The following is a 20,588-nucleotide window of genomic DNA, read 5'->3' as shown; positions in this document are numbered from 1 at the left end:
TCAGTTCTGCTTGTCGGCCTGCGAGGCGCGCAGCTTGGCGTTCTCTTCCTCAAGCGTGCGCAGCCGGTCCTCGACCGAGGGGGTCGCCGGGTTGGCGGCGGCGGGGACGACCGGGGGAATCTGCGCGGGGGGCGGCGGCACGGTCTCGGCCTGAGCCTTCACGACCGTCGATTCCTCGTCCTCGTCGTTCATCTTCTTGGTTTCCTTCTTGAACAGCCGCAGCGACTGCCCAAGCGCCCGAGCCGTGTCCGGAAGCTTCTTCGCGCCGAACAGGAGGATGACGATGAGCCCGATGATTATCAGCTCAGTGGGTCCCAAGCTTGGCATGACACTTCCTTACGGGGCCGATGGTGCGCCTGCACGTCTCAGCCCGATGGTACGCCGTGCGGGCAGTACTCATCACCATGCCCTTCCAACAGGGGCTATGTCATCCTTCGGAAGGACGATTCCCGATCTCGGCGCGTAACCGGGCCTGCGCGGGTTCGATGCGCTTCCTGGCCCGGTCGAGCTCCCGCCCGAGCCCGCGCGCGGCCACCAGAACCCGCGCGGTCAGCACGCCGAGCACGGCCAGCCCGGCCACGCCCAGCCCGACCGCGGCATAGATCCAGATCATGACGCCCCTCAGTAATAGTTGGCCAGGGCCTCTTTGGCCGTCTCGGTCACGCGTTCGGCCAGCGACTCGGGCCTGATCACGCGGCCGGAGTCGCCCAGCCGGAGCGCGAGCCGTACCAGCCAGGTCTGGTCACGCGCCCGCAGGGTGACGCGCTGGCGGCCCTCGCCGAGCTCCTCCAGGCTCTCCACCGGGTAGTACTCCGACACCCAGCGCCCGGCCGGGGTGACCTCCAGCTCCACCAGCTCGTCGCTCTCCGACGGCCGGAACACGCCGTCGGCGACGTCCATGGGCTCGGCCTCGGCGGGCGGGTCGGCGGCCACGTCCAGCATGTCCACCGCGAGGATGCGGTCCACCCGGAACATGCGCATCGCCTCGGCCCGGTAGCACCAGCCCTCCAGGTAGTGGTGGCCGTCCACCAGCACCACCCGGAGCGGGTCGACCTCGCGCGGCGTCACCTCGTCGCGGCCGGGCACGTAGTAGCGCAGCGACACCCGCCGCTTGTGCCTGGCCGCCGTGGTGACGGTGGCCAGCGCGCCGGGCGCGGCGTCCACCTCCACCGCGACCTGGTTGCTGACCGCCGCCGCGCCGTCGCCCGCGGCCTGCTCCAGCTTGGCGATGACCCGCCCGAGCGCCTCGGTCCCGGCGAACTCCGGCAGCTCGGCCAGCAGCCGCAGGGCCACCAGCAGAGCGCTGACCTCGTCCACGCCCAGCTTCAGCGGCCGGGCGATGGTCTCGGCGTTGTCGATGAGGATCTCGCCGCCGTCCCAGGAGACGTCGATGAGGTCGCCGGGGGTGTGCCCCGGCAGCCCGCACATCCAGACCAGCTGCAGGTCGTCGATGAGCTGCTTCTCGTTCAGCCCGAACAGCCGCGCCACCTCCGGCACCTGCGCCCCGGGATGGGACATCAGGTACGGCACGAGCGCCAGCAGCCGCGGCAGCCGGTCGTTCACTGCAGAGCCCCCTTCAGGCGGCGGATGACGGCCTCCCGCGCGTCCGGCGGGTCGATCACCTGGGCGTCGGCGGCGAGGCTGGCGATCCACCCGGCCAGCCGCTCCGCGTCGGTGAACGCGAGCTCCACCTCGTCCCACTCGGCTCCCGGCCGGACCTGCCTGGCCAGATGCCGCAACCCCTGGCAGGTGCCGGGGCGCACCCGCAGCAGCGCCGTACGCTCCGGGAACTCCTCGCCCGCGTAACCCACCTGGGCGCGCAGGTCGATGCCGTCGGGCACGCGGACCGCGCCGGGCCGCCCGACGGGGGCGACCGGGCCGGCGATGCGGCTCAGCCGGAACACCCGGGTGTCGTCGCGGCCGCGGTCGTGCCCGACCAGATACCACCGGCCGCGGCGGCTGACCACGCCCCACGGCTCGACCACCCGGCGCAGCACCGACTCGCTGCCGGAGGAGCGGTAGTCGAAGGCCACCACCCGCCGGTCCCTGACCGCCTCCCACAAGGTCGGGAAGGAGGCGTCCCTGGTGTCCACCCGCAGCTCCAGCGGGCCCTCCACCAGATCGGTCTCCACCCCGCCCGCCTTCAGCTTGAGCATCGCGCCGCTGGCCGCCTCGGCCAGGTTGGCCCGCTGCCAGACCTGCGCGGCCAGACCCAGCACGGCGGCCTCGTCGGGTTCCAGGGTGATCTCGGGCAGCTCGTAGGCCTGCCGGACGATGCGGTAGCCGGGATCGTCCTCCCACGGGTCCTTGTTGACCTCGATCGGGATGCCGATCTCGCGCAGCTCGTTCTTGTCCCGCTCGAACATGCGCTGGAAGGCTTCGTCGTTGTCCGGGTCGTAGCCCGGGACGACGTGGCGGATCTGCTCCGCGCTCAGCGGCCGCCGGGTCGAGAGCAGGCAGATCACCAGATTGAGCAATCGCTCGGTCTTCCGCCGGGACATGGCCCCTCCCCTCCTTCTCCGATGAAGAACGCTACCCTTTTCCAGGTGATCAGATGGCGCAAGGGCGAGGTCCTGGGGATCAGGCGTGACTGGCCGGGCGCGGTGGAACTGGAGGTGTCCGTCGAAGACGGAACCCAGTGCCGGGCGCTGGCCTATCCCCCGCTGGTGGGCCGTCCGGAACCCGGCGACGCGGTGCTCCTGAACACGACCGCACTCGCGATGGGCCTCGGTACGGGAGGTTACGCCATGGTGGTGGCGATTCCAGACCGTTTGCCACAAGATCCGGTGGGTCCCGGCCACCTGGTGAAGGCGCGGTACACGCCGTTGCAGGCCACCGTGCAGGGCGCGGACGAGCAGGACTCGCCCCACCACGAGCTCCTCCGCGACGCCGACACCCTGGACGGCATGCCCGTCGTGGTGGCCGACCTGCACTCCGCCCTCCCGCCGATCCTCTGCGGCCTGTACGCCTCCCGCCCCGAGATCCGGGTGGCGTACGTGATGCAGGACGGCGGCGCCCTCCCCGCCTGGTTCTCCATGTCCTGCGCCCGGCTACGGGAGATCGGCTGGCTGTGCGGCGTGGTGACGGCCGGGCAGGCGTTCGGCGGGGACGTGGAGGCGGTGACCACGCACACCGCCCTGCTGGCCGCCCGGCACGTGCTCAAGGCCGACGTGGCGATCATCGCCCAAGGGCCCGGCAATCTGGGCACGGGCACCCGCTGGGGCTTCTCCGGCGTGATGGCCGGGGAGGCGATCAACGCGGCCGGGGTGCTCGGCGGGCGCCCGGTGGCGGCGCTGCGGATCAGCGAGGGCGACCAGCGGGACCGGCACGTCGGGGTGTCGCACCATTCGCTCACCGCGTACGGCCGGGTGGCGCTCTCCCCCGCCGAGGTGGTGGTGCCCGCGCTGCCGGGCGAGTTCGGCGACCAGATCCGCTACCAGTCGGCCGACCTGGCCTCCCGCCACATCCTCGTGGAGGTGCCGGTCGGCGGGCTGTACGAGGCGCTCCGGAAGTCCCCCGTCACCCTGTCGACGATGGGCAGGAACCTGGACCAGGACCGCGCCTACTTCCTGGCGGCGGCCGCCGCGGGCCGCCACACCGCCACGCTTCTGGCCTGAAATACCAGCTCAGCGCGGGCGTGACTTCTAGCATCCGACGCATGAACGCGAGAAGAACAGCGCGGAAAGTCCGGGCCGCCCTGCTGGGTGCCGCCCTGCTGGCGGTCCCGGCGTGCTCAGGGTCGAGCGCCGAGTCCGGAGCGGACCGGGAGCCCGTCCCGAGCACCTCCGCCACCGTGGCGGGATCGGTGCCGAGCGATCCCCAGCAGATCGGCTTCCTGGCCATCGGCGACTTCGGCACCGGCGGGAAGGCGCAGCGGCGGGTGGCGGCGGCGATGAAACGCTGGGCCTCCCGGCACCGCGTCGACGCGATCATCACGACCGGGGACAACGTCTATCCCGATGGCCGTCCCGACAAGTTCCCCGCCGTGCTCACCAAGCCCTACAAGGGGCTGAAAGCCCCGCTCTGGGCGGCGCTCGGCAATCACGACGTGCAGGCGGGACACGCCGCCCAGCAGCTGAAGACCCTCGGCCTGCCCACGCCGCCGTTCGCGAAGCGGCTGCCCGGGGTGGAGTTCCTGTTCCTGGACGCCAACCGCGACCACGCCGAGCAGGCCGGCTGGCTGGACCGCCAGCTGTCGGCCGCCGGGCCCCGGCTGCGGGTCGTGGTGTTCCACCAGCCCGCCTGGTCGTGCTCGTTGCACAGCTCGACCCCGACCGTGGACCGGCACTGGGTGCCCATCCTGGAACGGCACCGGGTCGCCCTGGTCCTCAACGGCCACGACCACAACTACCAGCGTTTCATCTCCCCCAACGGGGTCAACTACATCGTCACCGGCGGGGGCGGCGCGGGCCTCTACCCGATCAAGTACGGCTGCCCCGGCCTGCCCAAACGGGCCGCCGCCCGCAAACGCCACCACTTCGTGGCCGTCCAGGTCACCGGCGACGACACCCTCAGCGTGGCCGCCATCGGCCCCAAGGGCCACACCTTCGACTGGTCGGTCATCACACGCTGATCGGGTCAATGAGAAAGTCGTGAAATGGGCGGCCGCAGCGGTGAGTCGCCTGGACGGCGGCTATGCGGCTGTCTATGGAACGAGTTTCTCATTGAAAAAGAAGTCCTTGAATGTGAACGCCTCCGGTCCGGGCCCCTCGGCCCTGAGCCGGTCCAGCCGGGCCATCCCCTCCGCCAGCGTGGGCGGCTCCCCCTCCGGCACCCACCACATCACGCTGTACGGCGCCGCGACCCGCTGGAACCACTCCCGCCGTCGTTGTAACACGGCCAGATGCCGGGACCGGTACACGAAGTTCCAGAGCGTCTCCCGCGACTCCCAGACCGAGAAGTTGATCACGAGCTCGTCCCCGTAGTCGTGCTGCACGGTGTCGGTGGGATCAGGCCCGCCCTTGAGCCGCCAGACGAACCCCGGCGAGCTGTCGGAGAGCAGGTTGACGGGTTCCAGCAGGGCGACGAACTCCGCCAGCTGGGGGGAGTCGAGGGGGGCGAGCAGATGCGCGACGTTCAGCTGGGCCAGATGCATGACCCCAGGATTCCCAGCCCCGCCTTCTATGTCAATTCCTATTATTTTTAGAGATGACCACGCAGCACTCCCCGGGCCTGGGGTCCAGCCGGGCCGTCACGCCCTCGGCCCCGTCGAGCAGCCCCTGGCAGAGCGACAGGTTCATCGAGCACACCAGCAGCGGATGTTCCCCCGCCAGCACGTGGAAGGGGCAGTTGCGCAGCCGCAGCACCCCGTCCTCCTCGTAGGGCTCGTAGCCCTGCCGGGCCAGCGTCTCCCGTACCGGCCCGGACGCGCCGGCGGCCAGCTTCCGGCCCGCCCGCCGCGCGGCCTCCTCGGCCAGCTCGTCGCCGCCGAGCAGGTCGACCACCTCGGCCAGGATCAGCGCCACCGTGCGATAGTCCCGGGGCGGCAGGCTGACCAGATGCTCGGTCCCCGACCGGCGATACACCTTCGCGGGCCGCCCGCTGCCCGGCCCGGTCCGCTCCCCCAGCCGCTTGAACTCCGCCGTCAGCAGCCCCGCGTCGACCAGCTTGTCGAGATGGAAGGCGGCCAGGCCCCGGGCCACCCCGGTCGCCTCCGCCGCCTCGGCCCGCCCGACCGCCCGGCCGCGCCCGACCACGAACCGGTACAGCTCCCGCCGCACCGGATCTCCGAGCAGGGCCACCGCCTCATCACTGTCCACAGCCGGAGTGTACGGAAACGCCGGAGCCCTCCTTCCCTCGCGGGGAGGAGGGCTCCGGCGCAACGATCAGACGGCGCCGAGCACGTCCACCACGAACACCAGGGTGTCGGTGCCCTTGATGCCGGCCTCGGCCTGGCCTTCCTTGCCGTAGCCGAGCTCCGGCGGGATGGTGATGACGACGCGGCTGCCGACGGCGACGCCGGTCAGGCCCTGGGCCCAGCCCTTGACGACCTGGCTGAGCGCGAACTGGGTGGCCTCGCCGCGCTTCCAGCTGGAGTCGAACTCCTGGTCGCTGCCCCAGATCTTGCCGGTGTAGTGCACCATGACCGTCTGGGTCTCCTTCACCTTCGGGCCGTCGCCCTTGATGACGGTCTTGACGACCAGGTCCTTCGGCGGCTGCGCCGCGGTCTTGGTGGTCAGCTCGGGGGCCGTCTCGCCGCCCGGGTTGACCAGCTTGACGCCCTCGATGCCGGGGTCGGTGGCGTTGCCCACGGCGGCCCTGGCGGCGGCCGAGACCATGTCGATGACCAGCACCTGCGAGGTCACCCCGAAGTCGGTGCCCTGCTGCTTGGCGTTGTCGATCATCGCCTGGTCGAGGCTGTCCTTGGCGATCACGACCAGCACCCTGCCCCCGGGCTTCAACCCGACCAGGCCGTCGTGCAGCACTTTCGGGAGGTTCTGGTTGACCGGCACGAACTCGGGCGTTCCCTTGTCGTACGCCGAGCCGACGGTCTTGTTCTCCTTGCCGTCCCAGGTGTAGACGCTCACGTTGGCGACCAGCGTGTCGCCGTCCTTGGCCGCGTTGCCGTCCCCGGGGGCGATCACGCGCGCCGAGGAGGTCAGGGCCGGGTTCCCGGTGGGGAAGGTGACCTTCGGCATGGTGCCGGCGGAGCCGTCGACCTTGATGTTCTTGGCGTCGCCGAGCGGCCCGGTCAGTGAGGCCGCGGCGCTGGGCGCGGGGGCGCTGCCGCTGGCGGCGGCCGAGCCGGCCGGGGTGGCTGCGGGGCTGGCCCCGGTGGCGGTCTTCTGGGCGGTGCCGCACGCGACAGCGGTCAGAAGCAAGGGAAGAGCGGCGGCGGCGATGGCCGTGCGGCGGCGCATGATGGGAATCCTCAGGAAGGCAGCGGAGAGTCAGACAGCGGGTTCGCGTCACACTACCCGAACCCGCTGTCAGGATGGCGTAAGGAGATCACATTCCGGCGATCAGCTTGTCCACCCGCTCGTCGACGCTGCGGAACGGGTCCTTGCAGAGCACCGTCCGCTGGGCCTGATCGTTCAGCTTCAGGTGCACCCAGTCAACCGTGAAGTCGCGGCGCTTCTCCTGCGCCCTGCGGATGAACTCGCCGCGCAGCCTGGCCCGCGTGGTCTGCGGCGGGACCGACTTGGCCTCGAAGATCTTGATGTCGGAGGCCACCCGCTCCACCGCGCCGCGCTTCTGCAGCAGGTAGAACAGGCCGCGGCGGCGGTGCACGTCGTGGTAGGCCAGATCCAGCTGGGCGACCCGCGGCGAGGACAGCGGCAGGTCGTACTTCTTTCTGTAACGTTCAATCAGCTGGTACTTGGTGACCCAGTCGATCTCCCGGGAGACCAGGTCCAGGTCGCCGGTCTCCACCGCCCGCAGGGTGCGCTCCCAGAGCTCCAGCACGCGCTTGCTGGTCTCGTCGCCGCCGCGCCGGTCCACGAAGTCCTTGGCCTTGCCCAGGTACTCCTGCTGGATCTCCAGCGAGGACGCCTCCCGGCCGTTGGCCAGCCGGACCCTTCTGCGGCCGGTCATGTCGTGCGAGACCTCGCGGATGGCCCGGATCGGGTTCTCCAGCGACAGGTCGCGCATCACCACCCCGGCCTCGATCATCCGCAGCACCAGGTCGGTGGCGCCGACCTTGAGCAGCATGGTGGTCTCGCTCATGTTGGAGTCGCCGACGATGACGTGCAGGCGGCGGAACCGCTCGGCGTCGGCGTGCGGCTCGTCCCGGGTGTTGATGATCGGGCGGCTCCGGGTGGTCGCCGAGGAGACGCCCTCCCAGATGTGCTCGGCCCGCTGCGAGACGCAGTAGACCGCTCCACGCGGGGTCTGCAGCACCTTGCCGGCGCCGCAGATGATCTGGCGGGTGACCAGGTAGGGGATGAGCACGTCGGCCAGGCGGCCGAACTCGCCGTGCCGCCCGACCAGATAGTTCTCGTGGCAGCCGTAGGAGTTCCCGGCCGAGTCGGTGTTGTTCTTGAACAGGTAGATGTCCCCGGCGATGCCTTCCTCGCGGAGCCGTTTCTCGGCGTCCACCAGAAGACCTTCGAGGATGCGCTCGCCCGCCTTGTCGTGGGTTACCAGTTCCACGACGTTGTCGCATTCGGGCGTGGCGTACTCGGGATGGCTGCCCACGTCCAGGTACAGACGCGCGCCGTTGCGGAGGAAGACGTTGCTCGATCGGCCCCAGGACACCACTCGCCGGAACAAGTAGCGCGCCACCTCGTCCGGTGACAGCCTGCGCTGCCCCCGGAACGTGCAGGTGACGCCGTACTCGTTCTCCAGCCCGAAGATGCGACGATCCATCACATCACCCTATGCCCCGAATGGCGGAACGACATAGGGATCATGAAGTGGATTGTCCCCGGGCGCTCCCGCAGGCCTCCCGGGCGGTCAGAAGTAGATCTCCACAACCTTGGTGACCTGGCCGTTCGCGACGGTGATCAGGGCGGTGAGGCGGCCTTCGCGGGCGTGCTCGGCGAGTCGCGCGCGGGTGCAGCGCTCGGTGCCGAGCGCGTCGCCGTTGATCGTCTGGTCGTTGCCGGTGCAGCCGGTGGCGCTCAGGTAGACCACGCCGGGGGCCAGCGGCGCGGCGTAGGCGGTGACGTCGCCCTCGGCGGGGCCGACGTAGGTGCCGCCGTCCCAGCGAACTGGGACGTACTCGGCGGTGTCCCCGTCCTGCATGGTGACAAAACGGCCGCGCAGGATGCCGTCGGCGCTGGGGCTGATGCGCTTGGTGAAGTCGTGCCCGGGGTCGAACTGGAACTTGGTGCCCTTGATCTTCGGTTGTCTCGCCCCGATGACGTCGTTCTGGTCGTACTCCTCGGAGGGCTCGAACACCTGGTTCCCCGGTGGGGCCGTCGGCGACGGCGACGCGAGGGGGCTGGGGGAGGCGGCCGCCGGGGTGGCCGTGACCGTGGCGAGCGGCGACGGGGAGGCGGTCACGGTGACCGTCGCGGCCGGGGCCGCGGCCTCGGTGCCGGAACAGGCGGCGAGCGAGAGTACGGCGACAGCCAGCGCGGCCTGCCGGAGATAAGTGGTCATATGCGGAAAAGCCTAGCGAAATCCGCATTTGGTCGTGCCCGGAAACGCCGGATGGCCACCGGTTTCGGTGACCATCCGGGGAAACTTCAGGAATCGGATCCTGTGTCGATGTCGCCGTCGGGGGCGGTGGGCGGCCCGGTGTCGACCTCGGGGGCGCCCTTCTCCGGCAGCGTGGGCTCCGCCGGGGCGGGCGGTGCCTCCGGAGTCTCCGGCCCGGACGCGGCCAGCAGGCGCTCCAGGCGCGGCCCGGCCAGGCGCTGGAACTTGCGCTGCTCCCGGGTCCGGTCCAGCACGGCGACCTCCAGCTGCCCGATCGGGGAGCGTTCGCCGCCCGGCTCGGTCAGCGCGGCGAGCGCGGCGTCCAGGGCCTCGGCCAGCGACAGGCCCGGGCGGTAACGCTCCTTGAGCCGCCCGGCCACCGCGTCGGACTGCCCGCCGATGACCGCCATGCCCTGCTCGTCGAAGACCGAGCCGTCGAAGGTCAGCCGGTAGATCTGGTCCTCCTCGGTGGCGTCGCCCACCTCGGCGACCACGATCTCCACCTCCAGCGACTTGATCGAGTCGGTGAAGATCATGCCGAGCTGCTGCGCGTACAGGTTGGCCAGGCCGCGGCCGGTCACGTCGTTGCGGTTGTAGGTGTAGCCGTTGATGTCGGCATACCTGATCCCCGCCAGGCGCAGCGACTCGAACTCGTTGTAGCGGCCGACCGCGGCGAAGCCGATCCGGTCGTAGATCTCGCTGATCTTGTGCAGGGCCTTGGACGGGTTCGGCGCCACGAACAGGATGCCGTCCTCGTACTGCATGACGACCACGCTCCGGCCGCGGGCGATGCCCTTCCGCGCGTATTCCGCCCGGTCGCGCATGATCTGCTCGGGCGATGCGTATCCGAAAGGTATGGACACCTCGTGGGGTTCCTCTCTAGCGCAGCGGGGCGGTGGGGCCGTCAGGGTTGGCCATCCGGGCTTCCAGCATCGCGTGCACGTAGCCCGCAACCTCGTCGTCGCCGAGGCGCCGGTAGCCCTCCGCCGTGATCACCGCGGCCACCGGCCAGATCTTGCGGGTCACGTCGGGCCCGCCGGTCGCGGAGTCGTCGTCGGCCGCGTCGTACAGGGCCTGCACGCAGGTCAGCACCGCGTCCTCGGGCGAGGAGTTCTCCCGGTAGAGCTTCTTCAGCGACCCCTTGGCGAAGATCGAGCCGGATCCGATGGAGTGGTACTGCTGCTGCTCGTAGGGCCCGCCGCCCACGTCGTAACCGAAGATCCGCCCGGCGTCCAGATTCGGATCGTACGCCGCGAAGATCGGGACCACCGCGAGGCCCTGCATGGCCATCGGCAGGTTGCCCTTGATCATGGTGGCGAGCCGGTTGGCCTTGCCGTCGGTGGAGAGCGAGCGACCCTCCATCTTCTCGTAGTGTTCGAGTTCGACCTGGTAGAGCCGGGCCATCTCGATGCCGGTGCTGGCGGTTCCGGCGATGCCGAGGCAGGAGTAGTCGTCGGTGCGGAACACCTTCTCTATGTCCCGCTGCAAGATCATGTTGCCGGAGGTGGCACGCCGGTCGCCCGCCATGACCACGCCGCCCGCGCAGGTCACCGCGATGATCGTGGTCGCGTGCGGGATCTGGTCGCTGACCGGGACGGCCAGCCTCTCGGTCCGGAACGGCAGCAGATCCGACGCGTGCATGCCCAAGAACTCGGTGAACGACGAAGAACCCGTATTCGTGAAGAGGTTGTTCATCCAGGCCTGCTGCTGAGATGCCACGCGACTCCCTCCAATGTGTCGTCTGTTTAGGCCGACCCTACTCACCTCGGCGCACTGCTTGCACTCTTCCCGATCAGCTGAGCGCGAACCGCTTTCAAGATCCCGGGCATATCTTTGTACGACTTGCGCCCGGGGTATACCGATCCTTCGTGAAGACCGGCCATCGGAGGTGACCGCGCTGACCTTGGAGATCGAGGTGGTGAACCCCTCGGCGTACGAGCGGACCGGGTTGATCTTCACCGAGCTGCCGGAGAGCCGCCCGCATCTGCGCACGCGGGCGGGAGCCTGGGTGCCGGTCCAGTGGCTGGAGCACGGTCCGACGCTCGTCGGCGGCGCGGTCGTGGAGCCGGTCGTGACCGTGGCCGCCCAGGTCACGGTCCCCGCGTCGGGGAGGATCGTCCTGGTCGCGTCCGCCGCGCCCGCGCTGTCCCCCGGCTCGGGTCCCGGTGGCGGCCTGCCGGTCCCGGGAGTCCTCGACAACGGCCTGCTCCGGGTCGAGGCGACCCCCGACGGCACGATTTCGCTGCGGGCTCCGGACGGCGGGGAGATCCACGGGATCGGATGCGGCGTGCCCGGCCCGGTCGAGGTCGACGACGTCGTGCGCGGCACGCTCGTCTCGGCGATGGAGATCATCGGGGGCGGGCCGGCCGCTCGCGTGGAGCTGCGCGCGGGTGAGCCTTTCGCCCGCCTGGAAGCGGGCCTTCTGGAGGGAGGCGAAGGCGCTCGCCTGGCGGTCATCCGGGGTTCGGCGTCGCGTTTCGCGGTGATGCCATGCCCGCGTGATAAATCGGTATTTGCCCGGCTGGCCGGGGAATACCGCCACGACCTGCTCGTCGTGCCCGGAGCGAGCGGAGCGGCGCCTCATCTCAGCGGGATCTAGCCAGGTACCTCGGGCGTTCGGGCCCGAGAGGAATGGCTTCCCTCTTTGTGGTTGCGCTGTTACTGTTGGTGATGCGGTGACGGGATTGAACGCACCCGGCTTGCCGGGGAACGGCTCCACGATCTGTTATCGGCACCGCGATACACGGCATGGCCTGCCATACCGGGCAGTGAGTCACGCTGCCGCACGCGGCCTGAACCGTCGAAGCCATCGACGGCGAGGAGCTGCGAGCTCGGTTCGTTTACGGCCGGGAAGCTGACTAGAACTGGGACAGGATCGCCGCGGTTCACGTAGAGAGTCCCCAGATTTACGCCGGTGACCGGCGGTGAGCCGCGTCACCGCCGGTTAGGGGAATCCCCCCTTACTCGCCGCCCTTCTGCACGTAGCTGCGCACGAATTCCTCGGCGTTCTCCTCGAGCACCTCGTCGATCTCGTCGAGGATCGCGTCCACGTCGTCGGTGAGCTTCTCATGCCGTTCCTGGACATCGGTGGCGTCCTGCGCCTCGACGTCTTGGGTCTCGCTCTCCTGGCGGCCGGTCTGCTTCTGACCGCCGGTGTCCTTGCTGGCCATCGGTGATACCTCCGCTCGGGGGACTTCTCTGCTTCATATCTTCCCCGAACCGACCGACAACTCGCCTGAATCGTCGTGTGATCTTTGGCTCGGCTGAAGGAGTCCCGACAGATAACCCGTTGAGCGGCGTAAAGGCAAATGCCCTTGACTAGATAGCGAAACTATCCAAATATTGGATAGTACAACTTCCCAACGAACGGATCCGCGCATGTCCCCCTCCTCGCTCACCACGGCCGGAGTGCTGCTCATCACCGTCTCGGGCGTCGGCATCGGCGGGCTCTCCTTGCTGGGCCACATCCTCGGGCGCATCCCCGGCTACCTCGACAACCCGGTCAGACGCGGCCTCTGGCGAGCCGGACACGCCCATGCGGGCGTTTTGGTGCTCTTCGCACTGGTCGCCCTGCTATACCTGGATCATGCAGATCTCTCGGACGGTATGCGCTCCCTGGCCCGGGTGCTGATCGTCGCCGCCCCCATCCTGATGCCGCTCGGCTTCTTCCTGTCGGTCGTACGGCCGTCTGATACGAAGCCGAACAAACTGATATGGCTTACCGTGCTCGGCGGGGTCGGACTCGGCGCCGGGACGATGATCCTTGGAATCGGCCTGGTGTAGATCGGATCGTTATCTCCCGTACGGGGAGTGACGCCGCACTCCGGAACCGTGACAGAGCACAATATGGAACTCGGAACGCGGGAATTGCAGGCACCTCGGAGCAGACGGGTGGATATGGGAACGGATCGCGCACGACTGCTCCTTGAGCGTTATCGGCTGGCATCGCCGATTCGTCGTGATGGCACGGGCATCATGTGGCAGGCTCATGACCTGCGGCTGACCCGGGACGTGGCGATCAAGGAGGTGCAGCCGCCGTACCGGATGGACATGCCCGACCTGGAGGACACCCGGCGGCGCGCCCTCAAGGAGGCGCGGTCGGCGGCGCGGCTGAGCCATCCCGGGATCATCACCGTGCACGATCTGTTCGAGGAGAACGGGCGGCTCTGGATCGTGACCGAGTTCCTAGAAGGGCTGACCCTCAAGGAGACGATCGGGCACATCGGCCGCATCCCGGTCCGCTGGTCGGCCTGGCTGGGGTTCCAGCTTCTGGCCGGGATCCGGCACGCGCATCTGTGCGGGGTCGTGCACGGCGACATCAAGCCGGAGAACATCCTGCTCACCGGCGATCGGGTGGTGCTCACCGATTTCGGCATCGCGGCGATGGAGGAGGACAGCACGGCCTCCCAGACCATTCCGCTCACCCGGTCGGCCGCCTATCTCGCTCCGGAGCGCATGCGCGGCGAGAGAGCCACGCACGCGTCGGATCTGTGGTCGCTGGGGGCGACCATGTACGCGGCGGTGGAGGGGCGGCCGCCCTATCCCGGGGATGGGCCGCTGTCCATGCTCGGCATGGCCCTGACCCACGAGCCCGATCCGCCGTCGAACGCCGGAGCCCTGTGGCCGGTCATCGAGGGCCTGCTGCGGCGCGAGGCCGCCCGCCGCCTCACCGGCGAGGCGGTCGCCCTCCTGCTGGCCGACCTCCTCCGCCGCGAAGGCATCTCCGCGGCTGCCCCAGGCCGCCGCCCCCAAACCCTCCCGTCCAGCGAAAACCTCCCCCCGGGCGCCTTCAAGTTGTAGATTTCGATGCCCTTCGGCGAATCGATGTAGCTACCTCGAAGGCCGCCTCCGCTCCATCGATGGAGCTGCCGATCGACGGGAGTTGGCCCCGCCCGTGGATAGCTGGCCGGAAATGGCGCTCCCTCTTCGGCGCCGGTGCGGCGAGAAGCGAAGTGGTGGTGGGCGGCGCCGGATAACGGCGAGCGGCCGAATCGCTCAGCCGGATTCGAGGTCTCCCTCGGCCTTGAGGTAGACCTCTTGGAGGCGCTGGAGGATTTCGGGGTCCGGGTGTTCCCACATGCCGCGTCCGGCCGCTTCCAGCAGGCGTTCGGTGATGCCGTGGAGCGCCCAGGGGTTGGATTCGGTGAGGAAACGCTGGTTCTCCTCGTCCAGGACGTAGGTGGCGGCGAGCTTGTCGTACATCCAGTCGGCGACCACGCCGGTGGTGGCGTCGTAGCCGAACAGGTAGTCGACGGTGGCGGCCAGTTCGAACGCGCCCTTGTAGCCGTGCCTGCGCATCGCGGCCAGCCAGCGGGGGTTGACGACCCGGGCGCGGAAGATCCTGCTGGTCTCCTCGGAGAGGCTTCGGGTGCGCACGGCGTCGGGGCGCGTGCTGTCGCCGATGTACGCGGCGGGGGCCTTGCCCGTGAGGGCGCGGACGGTGGCGATCATGCCGCCGTGGTACTGGAAGTAGTCGTCGGAGTCGGCGATGTCGTGCTCGCGGGTGTCGACGTTCTTGGCGGCGACGTTGATCCGCCGGTAGGCCGACTCCATGTCCTCGCGGGCCGCGACGCCGTCGACGCCGCGGCCGTAGGCGAATCCGCCCCAGACCGCGTACACCTCGGCCAGGTCGGTGTCGTCCCGCCAGTTGCGGCTGTCGATGAGCGGGAGCAGGCCCGCGCCGTACGCCCCCGGCGCCGACCCGAAGATCCGCAGCGTGGCGCGCTCGCCGCGCGCGGCGTCGGCCAGCACGTGCTCCCGGACGAAGTTGCCCGGCTCGTCCAGCCTCGCGACCAGTTTGACCGCGTCGTCCAGCATGGCCACGACGTGGGGGAACGCGTCCCGGAAGAACCCGCTGATCCGCACGGTCACATCGACCCGTGGCCGTCCGAGCTCTCCGGCGGAGATCGCCTCCAGTCCGGTGACCCGGCGCGACGCGTCATCCCACACCGGCCGCACGCCCAGCAGCGCGAGCACCTCGGCGATATCGTCGCCCGCGGTACGCATCGCGCTGGTCCCCCAGATGGACAACCCCACCGATCGGGGCCACTCCCCCGTATCCGCTCGATACCGCTCGACCAGCGACTCCGCCATCGCCTGCCCGGTCTCCCACGCCAGCCTGCTCGGTACGGCCTTCGGATCGACCGAGTAGAAGTTCCGCCCGGTCGGCAGCACATTGACCAGCCCTCGCAGCGGCGAGCCACTGGGCCCGGCGGGAACGTATCCCCCGTTCAGCGCGTGCAGCACGTTGTCGATCTCATCGGTGGTACGCGCCAGCCGAGGCACAACCTCCACAGCGGCGAACCGCAACACCCGCTCAACCAAGCCGTGATCCGTTGAAATCACCCGCCTTACCGCCATGGGCTCCGCCACCGCGTCTACCTCCGGCGCCGCCCCTGAACCGTGGACCTCCGGCCCCACCCCGGCGGGGACGGCATTCATCGTCGGCGCAGTCCCGGAAGTGGGGGCAAGATCCGCTGTTGGCACATCTTCGGCCCTCTCCCCCGGCATCGCGTTCTGGACCAGGTGTGTGTCCAGGTCTGGGCGTGTGATGTCGTCCGACTTCCGGCCAGGGGTGATATTTCCAAGGGTTTCGCGAACGACCTCGGGGACGGCGTCAGGTGTCCAGGCGCGGGCTTCCATCGCGGAGACCAGTGCGCGGGCGGTCGCCTCGGCTTCGTCGACTCCGATTCGGGTCGCGTCTCCCGCTTCCGACAGTCCGAGGGCCTCGCGGAGGCCGGGCAGGGCCTCAGAACCGGCCCACATCTGCCGGGCTCGGAGCATGGCCAGGACGAGGTCGACCCTGGCCTCGCCTTCGGGGGCGACGCCGAGCACGTGCAGGCCGTCCCGGATCTGGACGTCTTTGACCTCGCACAGCCAGCCGTCGACGTGGAGGAGGAAGTCGTCGAATTCGGCGTCGTGCGGGCGGTCGTCGAGGCCGAGGTCGTGGTCGAGGCGGGCGGCCTGGATGAGGGTCCAGATCTGAGCGCGGATGGCGGGCAGTTTGGCGGGGTCCATGGCGGCGATGGACGCGTGCTCGTCGAGGAGCTGTTCCAGGCGGGCCAGGTCGCCGTAGGTGTCGGCGCGGGCCATCGGCGGGACGAGGTGGTCGACGAGGGTGGCGTGGGCGCGGCGTTTGGCCTGGGTGCCCTCGCCCGGGTCGTTGACCAGGAACGGATATATCAGCGGAAGGTCGCCGAGGGCCGCGTCCGGGCCGCAGGAGGCGGAGAGCCCGGCCGACTTGCCGGGCAGCCATTCGAGGTTGCCGTGTTTGCCGACGTGGACGACGGCATGCGCCTGGAACGTGTCGGACAGCCAGCGATAAGCGGCGAGATAGTGGTGGCTGGGCGGCAGGTCGGGATCGTGGTAGATGGCGATCGGGTTCTCGCCGAATCCACGCGGCGGCTGCACCATGACGACGACGTTCCCCGACCGCAGCGCGGCCAGCACGATGTCCCCGTCCTGAACGTAGAGTTCCCCCGGCGGTGGCCCCCAGTGGCGTTCCATCCCCTCCCGCAGGTCCTCGGGAAGTGTGCGATACCACTCGATGTAACGCTCGGCGGGGATACGTACGGGATTGCCCGCCAGCTGCTCCTCGGTGAGCCAGTCGGGATCCTGCCCACCGGCCGCGATGAGCGCGTGGATGAGCGCGTCGCCCTCGTGCCTGGGGAGATCCTCGCCGAGTTCGTAGCCGCTGGCCGCCATCGCGTCCAGCAACCGGACCACGCTCGCGGGCGTGTCCAGGCCGACGGCGTTGCCGATCCGGGAATGTTTCGTCGGATACGCCGACAACATGATCGCGATCCGCCGCTCGGCGGCGGGGACGTGCCGGAGCAGCCCGTGCCGTACCGCGATCCCGGCCACCCGCGCGGCCCGCTCCGGGTCGGCGACATACACGGTGAGCCCGTCCGCGTCGATCTCCTTGAAGGAGAAGGGAACGGTGATGAGCCGCCCGTCGAACTCCGGAATCGCGACCTGCGTGGCCGCGTCCAGCGGCGAAAGCCCGTCGTCCCCCGCCGCCCAGGAAGCCCGATCCCCCGTGAGGCAGAGCCCCTGAATGATCGGGATGTCCAGCTCCGCCAGCGCCCCCACGTCCCAGGCTTCGTCATCCCCGCCCGCCGACGCGGTCGCGGGCTTGGTCCCGCCGGCCGCCAGCACCGTGACCACAAGCGCGTCCACCCGCCGCAAAGCCGCGAAAAGCCCCGGCTCCGCCGTCCGGAGCGACGCGCAGTACACCGGCAGCGCCCGCCCCCCGGCCGCCTCGACGGCATCACAGAGCGCTTCCACGAACGCGGTGTTCCCGGCCACATGATGGGCCCGGTAGTAGAGCACCCCCACCACCGGCCGCGGGAGCTCGTCCCCGGACCCCTCACGGCGCGGTTCATGAACCGGCCGTCCGTCACCCCCATGACGCGGGAGCTCGTCCCCGGACCCCTCACGGCGCGATTCATGATCCGGCGGTCCGTCACTCCCATGACGCGGGAGCTCGTCCCCGGACCCCTCACGGCGCGATTCATGATCCGGCGGTCCGTCACTCCCATGACGCGGCCGCTCGCCCCACTTCCCGGGTTTCTCAGAACGGGGGTCGTGCAGCGGCCCCTCCTCCGCTGGCGACTGTCCAGACGGCAACGGGCCGCCTGCGTCCGCGCGATGGCCGGGACGGGACAGAATGCCCCAGGTGGGCAGTGGGGCGGGCGGTTCGAAGCCGTGGCCGGTGAGGAGCACCGTGTCGGAGAGGAAATGGTGGAGTTCCGCCAGGTTGGCCGGTCCGCCGTGGGCCAGGTACGCGTGTGCCTCGGCGCACACCCCGCCCGGGACGGTGGACAGTTCCATCAACTCGGCGTCGGGAGCCTGCTCACCTCCAAGCACGACCACCGGGACCGGCCCGGCGAGCAGGAGGTCCAAGCCCTCCTCCCAGGCCCGGCGGCCGCCCAGGAGCCGTACGACGACGAGATCGGCGCCGTCCAGCAGGTCAGGAAGATCGTCCGGCCGGAGCCTGGCCGGGTTCGCGAGGCGATAGCCGGCGCCGCTCGCACGGGCGCTGAGCAGGTCGGTGTCGGACGTGGACAGCAGCAGGATCACGCGAGAGCCCTCCCTCGGGGTCCGCGCCCCGGGTCGTCGAAGTCACGACGGCCCGAGTGTCCTGGCTCCCGGCTCGACGCTCCCCCCGGCCTTCCCTGTGACAGTGGCCATGGTGGGGTTCGCTCCCCGGTGACAGTGGCGGGACCGCGCCGGATTCACACCGGCTTCCTCATTCGCCGTCGCCACGAGCAGCGTATGCCAACCACCTTTTCCAGGACAGCCCACCCCACCTTCCCGACTATCGGGATGGCTTCTCATCACCGCGAATCGGGCGGCGACCCTTCGCCGTGACGCGAATGGATAGAACGCTCCAATGCGTACAGATCCACTTCGCGGTGATTTCGGGGGCCCGGCACCGCGCCCCGCGGGGAGCGAAGGGCCGGGCAGGCTTTACCATCCAGGATGTGGCTATTGCGGGACATAGCGGGATATCGGCGCGAAGCGTCCCAGATCTCATCCGGACTGGACCTGATGCCTGCCCCGGAGCCCTGCAGCTTCACCAGGCGGCGGATGGCCCGCTGGCCCGCGTACGCGTTCCTGGCGGCGAGCTCTCCACCGCCGCGCTCCACGCCCTGACCGCCGGCCTCGGCGACGGCTTCATCGAGCTGACCTCCCGCGCGAACATCCAGGTGCGCGCCCTCCGCGACCCGGCCGCCTTCGCCGCCGGAATCGCCGCCGCGGGCCTGCTCCCCTCCGCCACCCACGAACGTGTCCGCAACATCCTCGCCTCGCCACTGACCGGCCTCGGCCCATACGGCGTCCTCGATGTCCGCCCGCTGATCACCGCCCTGGACGAAGGCCTCTGCGCGCGTACGCCCCTGGCGGGCCTCCCTGGCCGATTCCTCTTCGCCCTGGACGACGGCACCGGCGACGTGGCCACCCAGAACGCCGATATATCGGCCATCCCTGACGCCGATTCCCTGCGAATCCTCCTCGCCGGGGAAGACCACGGAATCCGCTGTCCGGTCGAGGTCACCGTCCCGCTCATACTGACCGCCGCGGAATCCTTCCTCACCGAACGAACCGCCCAGAACAGCGAGGCGTGGCGGCTGGCCGAACTCCAGGACGGTCCAGCCCAGGTAGCCGCCCGGGTAGCCGAGCTGTTCACCTCCCATGTCACCGTCCCCGCCCAGACCACCGCCCTGCTCAACACCACCGCTACCGCCCAGGTCACCGCTCGTGCCGCCACCGAGGTCGCCGCCCGGCCCACCGTGGGCCAGACCTCGGCCGAAGGACCCGGTGATCGGCCCGGCGACGGTCGTCCGCCGCTGGGCGTCACTCCGCTGGGCGTCATTCCGCTGAGCGATGGGACGTATGCGATCGGAGCGGCCGTTCCGCTCGGGCGGTTGTCGGCGGCACACGCGGTAGTGCTCGCCGAGGTGGCCGGTTCGGAGGGAATCGTGCGGTTGACGCCCTGGCGCGGGGTGGTCGTGGCCGGGTTGTCGGCGGAGGACGCGGCGTCGGCTGAGGCCGCTCTGGGCGATGCGGGGCTGGTGACCGATCCCCGATCGCCCTGGGTGGGGGTGACGGCGTGCACGGGACGGCCGGGATGCGCGAAGTCGCTGACCGATGTGCAGGCGGACGCGCGGGCGTCGGTGCCGGCGCTCCGCGGGTCGAGGTCCGTGCATTGGGCCGGGTGCGAACGTCGTTGCGGGCGGCCTCGGGGTGAGGTCGTGGATGTGGTGGCGGTTCCGGGGGGTTATCGGGTGGATTTCGAGGGCGTCAGCCGTACCCATAGGGAATTGAACGCGGTTGTGGGGGATGTGCGAAGCAGGAGGATCGGGTGAGTTACGTCCGGAACGGTGCGGAGATCTATCGGCGGTCGTTCGCCACGATTCGCGCGGAAGCGGAATTGGGCGGGCTGCCGGAGGATGTGGCGCGGGTCGCGGTCCGGATGATCCACGCCTGCGGGATGGTGGATCTGGTGGGAGATCTGGCCTGGTCGCCTCGGGTGGTCTCGGCGGCGGGGACAGCGTTGCGTGGTGGGGCTCCGGTGTTGTGTGACGCGCGGATGGTGGCGTCGGGGGTGACGCGCAGGCGGCTTCCCGCTGGGAATGATGTGGTTTGCACGCTGGGGGATCCGCGCGTGCCCGAACTGGCGGAACGGCTGGGAACGACCAGGAGCGCGGCCGCTCTGGAATTGTGGCGGGATCGCCTGGAAGGCTCGGTCGTCGCCATCGGAAACGCTCCGACGGCGCTCTTCCGGCTGCTGGAGATGATCGACGAGGGAGCGGGACGACCCGCCGCGGTGCTGGGGGTTCCGGTGGGTTTCATCGGGGCGGCGGAGTCGAAGGACGCCCTTGCCGCACGCGACGACCTGGAGTTCCTTGTGGTACGGGGACGTAGAGGCGGCAGCGCCATGACGGCCGCGGCGATCAACGCGATCGCGAGCGACGAAGAGTGACCGAGGACGGTGCGAACGA

At 69.8% G+C, this 20,588-nt stretch carries 20 protein-coding genes and 1 riboswitch; of the genes, 7 read left to right on the top strand and 13 right to left on the bottom strand.

What is annotated here, in order from left to right; translation table 11 throughout:
* The 4 genes from tatA to ABGB08_RS41670 all read right to left on the bottom strand — a co-directional run bounded on the left by tatA (position 1) and on the right by ABGB08_RS41670 (position 2,501).
* Positions 1 to 327, bottom strand: coding sequence for a Sec-independent protein translocase subunit TatA (tatA, locus tag ABGB08_RS41685; protein WP_347602221.1), 327 nt, complete (start codon positions 325 to 327; stop codon positions 1 to 3).
* Between the two features lie 100 nt (positions 328 to 427).
* Positions 428 to 613, bottom strand: a complete 186-nt coding sequence (locus ABGB08_RS41680; protein WP_347602219.1) for a hypothetical protein — start codon at positions 611 to 613, stop codon at positions 428 to 430.
* A gap of 8 nt (positions 614 to 621) precedes the next feature.
* Complete coding sequence (locus ABGB08_RS41675) at positions 622 to 1,563, bottom strand: WYL domain-containing protein (protein ID WP_347602217.1); 942 nt, start codon at positions 1,561 to 1,563, stop codon at positions 622 to 624.
* Positions 1,560 to 2,501: a WYL domain-containing protein gene (locus tag ABGB08_RS41670; RefSeq protein ID WP_347602215.1), complete on the bottom strand. Its 942-nt coding sequence runs from the start codon at positions 2,499 to 2,501 to the stop codon at positions 1,560 to 1,562. Before ABGB08_RS41670 ends, ABGB08_RS41675 begins: the two co-directional genes overlap by 4 nt.
* 45 nt (positions 2,502 to 2,546) lie before the next feature.
* Here ABGB08_RS41670 and ABGB08_RS41665 point away from each other — a divergent pair, with 45 nt between their 5' ends.
* Positions 2,547 to 3,617, top strand: coding sequence for a DUF3866 family protein (locus tag ABGB08_RS41665; protein WP_347602213.1), 1,071 nt, complete (start codon positions 2,547 to 2,549; stop codon positions 3,615 to 3,617).
* 41 nt (positions 3,618 to 3,658) lie between these two features.
* The gene (locus tag ABGB08_RS41660) at positions 3,659 to 4,573 is read left to right on the top strand and encodes a metallophosphoesterase (RefSeq protein WP_347602211.1); all 915 of its coding nucleotides are present in this window, start codon (positions 3,659 to 3,661) and stop codon (positions 4,571 to 4,573) included.
* Between the two features lie 72 nt (positions 4,574 to 4,645).
* On the opposite strand, the gene ABGB08_RS41655 is transcribed toward ABGB08_RS41660, so the two are convergent.
* The 7 genes from ABGB08_RS41655 to prcB all read right to left on the bottom strand — a co-directional run bounded on the left by ABGB08_RS41655 (position 4,646) and on the right by prcB (position 10,779).
* Positions 4,646 to 5,095, bottom strand: coding sequence for a DUF3291 domain-containing protein (locus tag ABGB08_RS41655; protein ID WP_347602209.1), 450 nt, complete (start codon positions 5,093 to 5,095; stop codon positions 4,646 to 4,648).
* A 31-nt stretch (positions 5,096 to 5,126) separates the two neighbouring features.
* Positions 5,127 to 5,759 carry a transcriptional regulator gene (locus ABGB08_RS41650; protein ID WP_347602207.1) on the bottom strand — a complete coding sequence of 211 codons (633 nt, stop codon included), beginning with the start codon at positions 5,757 to 5,759 and terminating at the stop codon, positions 5,127 to 5,129.
* Between the two features lie 66 nt (positions 5,760 to 5,825).
* Positions 5,826 to 6,860, bottom strand: coding sequence for an FKBP-type peptidyl-prolyl cis-trans isomerase (locus ABGB08_RS41645; protein ID WP_347602205.1), 1,035 nt, complete (start codon positions 6,858 to 6,860; stop codon positions 5,826 to 5,828).
* Positions 6,861 to 6,948: 88 nt separating this feature from the next.
* A complete protein-coding gene (gene pafA / locus ABGB08_RS41640) occupies positions 6,949 to 8,307 on the bottom strand; it encodes a Pup--protein ligase (RefSeq protein WP_155355191.1) in 1,359 nt (452 codons plus the stop codon).
* Between the two features lie 87 nt (positions 8,308 to 8,394).
* Complete coding sequence (locus ABGB08_RS41635; RefSeq protein ID WP_347602203.1) at positions 8,395 to 9,045, bottom strand: hypothetical protein; 651 nt, start codon at positions 9,043 to 9,045, stop codon at positions 8,395 to 8,397.
* An 86-nt stretch (positions 9,046 to 9,131) separates the two neighbouring features.
* Positions 9,132 to 9,947 (bottom strand): proteasome subunit alpha, encoded by an 816-nt coding sequence (gene prcA, locus ABGB08_RS41630; protein ID WP_347602201.1) that lies wholly within the window; start codon positions 9,945 to 9,947, stop codon positions 9,132 to 9,134.
* A 16-nt stretch (positions 9,948 to 9,963) separates the two neighbouring features.
* Entirely contained in the window at positions 9,964 to 10,779 is an 816-nt protein-coding gene (prcB, locus tag ABGB08_RS41625; RefSeq protein ID WP_347602259.1) for a proteasome subunit beta, read from the bottom strand.
* A 193-nt stretch (positions 10,780 to 10,972) separates the two neighbouring features.
* On the opposite strand from prcB, the gene ABGB08_RS41620 reads away from it, so the two are divergent.
* The gene (locus tag ABGB08_RS41620) at positions 10,973 to 11,683 is read left to right on the top strand and encodes a hypothetical protein (RefSeq protein ID WP_347602199.1); all 711 of its coding nucleotides are present in this window, start codon (positions 10,973 to 10,975) and stop codon (positions 11,681 to 11,683) included.
* A gap of 361 nt (positions 11,684 to 12,044) precedes the next feature.
* Here ABGB08_RS41620 and ABGB08_RS41615 read toward each other — a convergent pair whose 3' ends face one another.
* Positions 12,045 to 12,254 carry a ubiquitin-like protein Pup gene (locus tag ABGB08_RS41615; protein WP_155355195.1) on the bottom strand — a complete coding sequence of 70 codons (210 nt, stop codon included), beginning with the start codon at positions 12,252 to 12,254 and terminating at the stop codon, positions 12,045 to 12,047.
* Positions 12,255 to 12,462: 208 nt separating this feature from the next.
* Here ABGB08_RS41615 and ABGB08_RS41610 point away from each other — a divergent pair, with 208 nt between their 5' ends.
* Positions 12,463 to 12,867 (top strand): hypothetical protein, encoded by a 405-nt coding sequence (locus tag ABGB08_RS41610; RefSeq protein ID WP_155355196.1) that lies wholly within the window; start codon positions 12,463 to 12,465, stop codon positions 12,865 to 12,867.
* 192 nt (positions 12,868 to 13,059) lie between these two features.
* Positions 13,060 to 13,884 carry a serine/threonine-protein kinase gene (locus ABGB08_RS41605; RefSeq protein ID WP_347602196.1) on the top strand — a complete coding sequence of 275 codons (825 nt, stop codon included), beginning with the start codon at positions 13,060 to 13,062 and terminating at the stop codon, positions 13,882 to 13,884.
* Between the two features lie 195 nt (positions 13,885 to 14,079).
* Here the strand turns inward: ABGB08_RS41605 and cobN are convergent, their stop codons facing one another.
* The gene (gene cobN, locus ABGB08_RS41600; RefSeq protein WP_347602194.1) at positions 14,080 to 18,165 is read right to left on the bottom strand and encodes a cobaltochelatase subunit CobN; all 4,086 of its coding nucleotides are present in this window, start codon (positions 18,163 to 18,165) and stop codon (positions 14,080 to 14,082) included.
* 33 nt (positions 18,166 to 18,198) lie between these two features.
* Positions 18,199 to 18,381: riboswitch (cobalamin riboswitch) on the bottom strand.
* A gap of 188 nt (positions 18,382 to 18,569) precedes the next feature.
* Between cobN and cobG the strand changes: the two genes are divergently transcribed.
* Positions 18,570 to 19,952, top strand: a complete 1,383-nt coding sequence (gene cobG / locus ABGB08_RS41595; RefSeq protein WP_347602193.1) for a precorrin-3B synthase — start codon at positions 18,570 to 18,572, stop codon at positions 19,950 to 19,952.
* Positions 19,949 to 20,569 (top strand): precorrin-8X methylmutase, encoded by a 621-nt coding sequence (locus ABGB08_RS41590; RefSeq protein WP_347602191.1) that lies wholly within the window; start codon positions 19,949 to 19,951, stop codon positions 20,567 to 20,569. The genes cobG and ABGB08_RS41590 overlap by 4 nt, the downstream gene beginning before the upstream one ends.
* The last annotated feature ends 19 nt before the right edge of the window (positions 20,570 to 20,588 follow it).

The organism is Acrocarpospora sp. B8E8 (assembly GCF_039871605.1).
GTDB lineage: Bacteria > Actinomycetota > Actinomycetes > Streptosporangiales > Streptosporangiaceae > Acrocarpospora > Acrocarpospora macrocephala.
The sequence above is the reverse complement of the archived record's forward strand: the minus strand, read 5'-3'. Positions and strand labels throughout refer to the sequence as shown.